The organism is Gammaproteobacteria bacterium (genome assembly GCA_022340215.1).
Lineage (GTDB): Bacteria > Pseudomonadota > Gammaproteobacteria > JAJDOJ01 > JAJDOJ01 > JAJDOJ01.
Genome location: JAJDOJ010000099.1, coordinates 1 through 5174 on the forward strand (window position 1 = coordinate 1; position 5174 = coordinate 5174).

Annotated in this window: 4 protein-coding genes and 1 pseudogene; all 5 read right to left on the reverse strand. The window is 55.7% G+C overall.

Annotated elements, in window-relative coordinates; genetic code table 11:
* Positions 1 to 351 precede the first annotated feature (351 nt).
* Positions 352 to 783 carry a hypothetical protein gene (locus LJE91_07430; GenBank protein MCG6868553.1) on the reverse strand — a complete coding sequence of 144 codons (432 nt, stop codon included), beginning with the start codon at positions 781 to 783 and terminating at the stop codon, positions 352 to 354.
* An 818-nt stretch (positions 784 to 1601) separates the two neighbouring features.
* A pseudogene (locus LJE91_07435) lies at positions 1602 to 1736 on the reverse strand (IS481 family transposase).
* Between the two features lie 628 nt (positions 1737 to 2364).
* Positions 2365 to 2565 (reverse strand): hypothetical protein, encoded by a 201-nt coding sequence (locus LJE91_07440; GenBank protein MCG6868554.1) that lies wholly within the window; start codon positions 2563 to 2565, stop codon positions 2365 to 2367.
* Between the two features lie 222 nt (positions 2566 to 2787).
* Positions 2788 to 4245, reverse strand: coding sequence for an IMP dehydrogenase (locus tag LJE91_07445; protein MCG6868555.1), 1458 nt, complete (start codon positions 4243 to 4245; stop codon positions 2788 to 2790).
* Positions 4246 to 4545: 300 nt separating this feature from the next.
* A complete protein-coding gene (locus tag LJE91_07450) occupies positions 4546 to 4923 on the reverse strand; it encodes a hypothetical protein (GenBank protein MCG6868556.1) in 378 nt (125 codons plus the stop codon).
* Between the last annotated feature and the right edge of the window lie 251 nt (positions 4924 to 5174).

Below are 5174 nucleotides of genomic sequence, written 5' to 3' on the forward strand. Positions count from 1 at the left end.
AATCGACCGGCCTGCCATGCGACGACGGATGTCGGCGACGGCCGAGTCGATGGCCTGTTCCGCACCAGCGGGATCGGACGGGAAATGCAGGCCGAATAGGGCGAGCACCGTCCTGCCTGCGGCCACCGCATCGGCAAACCGGCCCCGGTCTCGAACTGGATCATCTTCAGCGCGTAGTCCTCGCCGCGCTGAAGATCGGTCCGGGCCTCCACAAGCAACAGTTCGGTGTCCGACTCGGCGATGTCGGAGCGACCGCAGAGGAAACCGACTTCGGCACGGCCGATATGCAGTGAGAACGCCAGATCGTACTGTTCCGACCAACCGGCATCGCCGAGTACGCGGATGCCGTGATCATAGTAGCTGTAAGCGGCCTCGAAGGCGGCGGACTGCCGGGTGCAGTCTACAGCCCGCCGATTGAGTTCGGTAAACCGCGAAGACTCTTCGGTATCCCGCGAGCGCTTGATCGATGTGGTCGGCTATCTCGAACAGCCGTTCATTCGTCAGCTCGCCCGGGGTCTGCAGCCGCAGGGTACCGACCTGATAGTGCAGCCGTGCACGCCGCTCGGCCGGGATGCGTCGGTAGGCCGCCTCCTGAATGCGGTCGTGGCAGAACGCATTCCGGTTCTTTCCGTGTGACTCGATCAGACCCTCGCGCAACGGCGGCATGCGCGACCGCTGAACCGTATCGACGCCGGCGTCCGTCGCGATGACCAGAGTTGGCACGTCGAGGCGGTTGCCACCGCTGGTGGAAACCGCGATGACCCTAGGGCGTGGAGGCGGCAAGCTTCCCCCGGAAAAACTGGCGGCGACCGTTGTCTCTGCCCTCGCCGCCGAGAGGGAGGAGACTTACGTCGGAATGGCGCGTTTGTTGTACGCCTTACATCTGTAGCGGTGGACCTTGCGGGAGAGGTCCGAGAGTGTGGTCAAGCGGAGGTCAAATATAGGCTCAGGGGTAGTAAGTTCATATCGTTCAACGCGATCAACTTTACACCAGCCAATCTAGCGCCCTGAACTTTCCGACTTTATATGAGTTTGGTCGTCATTTTTCAACCACTCCTTTGTGATGAAAAACATTGGATCAACAAAGTTGACTTCTAGAATATCGAAAAGATCGAGTGGAAACTCCCGAAGAACCGCATACCTCGGAAATCTTATATCAGCGGTACTGGGTGAAAATCGCTCGGCGAGAAAACCGATATATGAGCATACCTCATCGCTGGTTATACGTTTTTCTTCGTCGAATTCCTTACATGCGTCCAGCATATCACGGTAGTTATGATGATACTTGTCGTATATCTCGTGTGCGGTAAGTGTACGGTCTTTTATAAGTAGAAATGAAGAAAGTAACAATTCAACGCCATGAATAAGTAGGATGCCGAAGTTAGAGGTTGCTCCTCTATTTTCAAATAGAAACCGAGAATCCTTTATACACGACACTCCGCGGGTATAAAACGACATTGGGGTTCGAAGCTTGCTCATATATTAAATAGTGTACACAAATAGATACTGTCGAAACATCAATGTCGAGATCCCGCAATTTGCAGCAGTTCAGACATGACTTGACAGCGTCCGGTTTCAATGGGATTCCTGTCAGGACAAACTCAGCCTACGAATTTCCCCGTCCAGATTCGTTCTCCGTCTTCCAGTGTGGCCGGGGATGTCCGGCCACGAAACATCTTTCCCTGATGTGTTAGCCGATCATTGTAGTACACCAGCCACTCGTTGAGATCCTGGCGCGTATGGGCATGCGCTACCCTGCTCACGCCAATAGTGTGCCGAAAACCTCGTCAAAGTGACAATGCCCGAACGCACAACTGAAGCGGTGACTCACGGCGGCTACCGGCACCACGCTGATCGTGCACCTGCAGGATCTGCGCGTCGAGGAGGTAAAGCACCCGTTGGAAACCGAGCAGAAGCACATGGACATGATCGGCTAAGCATGGTGCCTGGGAGTGCCCAGAATCGTTGGTAGGGTCTCCTCTGATTCTGGCCAGATTATCTGACGGACAAAGCCCCCAAACAACTTGAACATTGTCCGAGGTGGCTGCCTCCTCAGATGTCTGCGAAGAACGACGAGGAAGACAGGGTCGATGTGCCACGTCTTTATCGCCGATTCCAGGTTTTATCAGTTTCCGTTTTGTATACCCGTCGCGGACAGGTTTTCACGAGAAAGTGTGTGTCATATTCGTTTCGTGGCAAGGCGCGATGACGCGTAGTAGCCGCTTTATTGCAAGGAATCGCAACGCCGCTACGGGACGATGAGGGCGTGTGTGCCGGGGAAACCTGTCCGTGACGGGTATATCTATCGACAGATCGCTGCATTGGATGCATATCGACACTCTGACGTGTCCGTGCAAAAATCAATCAATTGAAGTTGGCGGCCTCCACTTGGAGGTAAACATGGGAGATGTCGCGCCGCATCTTTTCCTGGAGGCCGGGATAGTGGGGCTCGAAGGCTGAAAGGGTATCCGTGCCCTCGGATATCATCTCATAATCGCTCTTGCCTTGGTCATATTCGGCTTCTACCGCTTCCCAAAACTCAGTTAGTAGTTCACGAAGACGCACGATTCCTTCGACGTTAGTGATGTCCCCATGACCGGGAACTACCGCCTGGGGTTATCTGTTCAAGTTCATCCAGCAAGGCGATCCACCGCGTCACATCGGCTTGAAAAGTTGAAGGCATTGCGTGGCTGATTGCCTCTCGCAGGTAACGGTAGCCACGATAGCTGGGCGTATCGGTGTACATGTCCCTGGCCTGCCCGGTCTCAGACCGAGTTGACGATACCTTTACCGCTCGTAGGACTCCTGCCGCGAGGCTGCCGATAGCTGAATCAGATAATTCTCAGGATTGGGTACGATCTTTCTGCGCGCATCCTGCAACGAACGTTCACCCGCATAGCTGACCGCTGATTGAAGGTGTCCTCGTACCCGGACCAGAATATCGACGACGCTTCCCTTGTAGGGCACTTGAATCTCCTGGCCTTCGGCCGGCGTCTCAAGAGCCGCCTCGAGTTCTGTCTGGTCCTCGACATCATAAAGCGACTCGAACACCGCCTCCGGTGAGGTCATTCCCCTATAGATTTTGTTCTTCCGGTGCGTGACCGGGTCCTCGATCACCCGACCCGGCGCTTCATCGGTGCCTGACAGGGCGCTGCCCAGCATCACCGTCGATGCGCCACATATCAGTGCCAGAAAGATGTCCTTGCCGTGTCGGACGCCACCATCCGCAATAATCGGGATGGAATTCTCCACTGCAACCCAGGCCTCACGGATCGCCTGCAGTTGAGGCACACCGGCGGCGGTTTCCAGACGCGTCCGACAACCACGGCCAGGTCCCACACCGACTTTAATCGCATCGACACCGAGTTCCATCAGGAACCTGGCCCCTTCCACCGTGGAGACATTGCCGCAAATGAGAGGCACGCTGGCAACACGGTTTCGAACTTGTTCTATGGCCTCGGCCATGACCTTTGAATGGCCGTGCGCGATATCAATGACCAGACAGTCAACGCCCGCCTTGACGAGCTCCGTGGCTCGCTCCAGAAAATCGCCGCGCGCGCCGATGGCTGCCGCTGCCAGCAGTCGCCCCTTACTATCCTTGCTTGAATGTGGACGCTGACGAAGGAACATAAGGTCCTTGCGCGTGACCAGCCCATGTACCCGCCGTTCTTCGTCAATCAATGGCAAACGTTCAATGCGTTTCTCGAACAGAATCTGCTCCGCCTCCTTCTGGGAGATGTCCGGTCCATGCGTATGCAATCGATCGATGGGTGTCATGCACTCATCGACCGTCCGGGCCCTCAAGTCATCCACCCAGGGAATGTCACGACTGGACAGTACGCCAGCCAGAATCCTGCTGCCCGGGCACGTTTCAATCAGAATCCCCGAGACCTGGTGATGGCGGGCAAACGCCACAGCCTCTGCGATTGAAGTCCCTAGCGGAACACAAAACGGTTTCTCGATCACGGCGCTATGGCTGCGTTTGACTGACGCGACCTTTGCCGCCTGTTTCTCGATGGAAAGCGCACGGTGGATAACGCCAAGGCCCCCCTCGAGCGCCATTGCGTCTGCCATTCGCTTACCGGTGACACTGTCCATATTGGCGGACAAAATCGGCAACTCCAGTGTTATCGTTCGTGTGAGACGCGCTGAGAGAGCGATCTCTCGTCGCGAAGGGGCGGCGCCCTGTTGAGGTCGGAACAGAAAGTCGTCGAACGTCTTACCCGTCCAGTATTCAGAATTCATACGTGCTCTCATGAGGGTATTGTCAAGTTGAGGGTTCCCGAACAAAGTTATCCGAAGGGTATTGTCGCCTTAACGGTTAGTAACCAGCGTCATCCCGAGGCCCACTCCGGTAAAATATTTCAGCCGCACGTCACTTGTCGCCAAGTCATAGCGATAATATAGCCAGATAGCGCAGCCAATGATTTGCGGAGGAAACCGGTGGCAGTGAAATCGGGGTTTTCGCTTGTTCATCGGCCTGGTGTACCACCACGCTAAAGTGACAATGCCGTGACGGGGGTTAACCCGTACCTGCTTCGCATTTCAATCGGGCAGGCCGGCGTCACGTAGCCGATCAATCAATCGTTTGAAATCGTCCGGGTTTTGATACGGCTGGGTCTCGGCGAATTCACCCAGACGGACGGTCGGCGCTATCTTGAGCACCTTTTCGCCAATTCTCCGGGCCTCGTCAGATTCGCCCTGGGCCACATGCGCCGCGACCAGGATCAACATGCGGTCGACATCGCCCGAGCGCAGTTCCAGCGAGGCTTCGGCGGCGCTGATGGCTTCCATATAACGACCGCTATCATGGTAAGCGCCCGCGAGGATCGCAGGGAATTCGGCCGGATACGCCGGCGTCAGGCGCACGGCGTACTGCGCAAATTCAATCGCCTCCTCGGGCCGTCCCAGATAGCTGAGCACGCACGCCTTGATAGCATAAGCGCCGTTGCAACTAGGAGCCTGTCGGACTTGGCATCGAAACGAGAGCCACCAAGGGCATCCAGTAAAAAAACGCGCTCTTTTTTCCTGGGCATGAAGAGAATCTGCGCTTGTTTTCAAACGGCAAGAACTCTCCTATCAACTTTTCATCCCCTCAGTGCGTGCATTCGTTTCAAATGCCATCCAATACACACCAAACTCCATTCACTTTGGACTGAGTCTAAGCCGCGGAG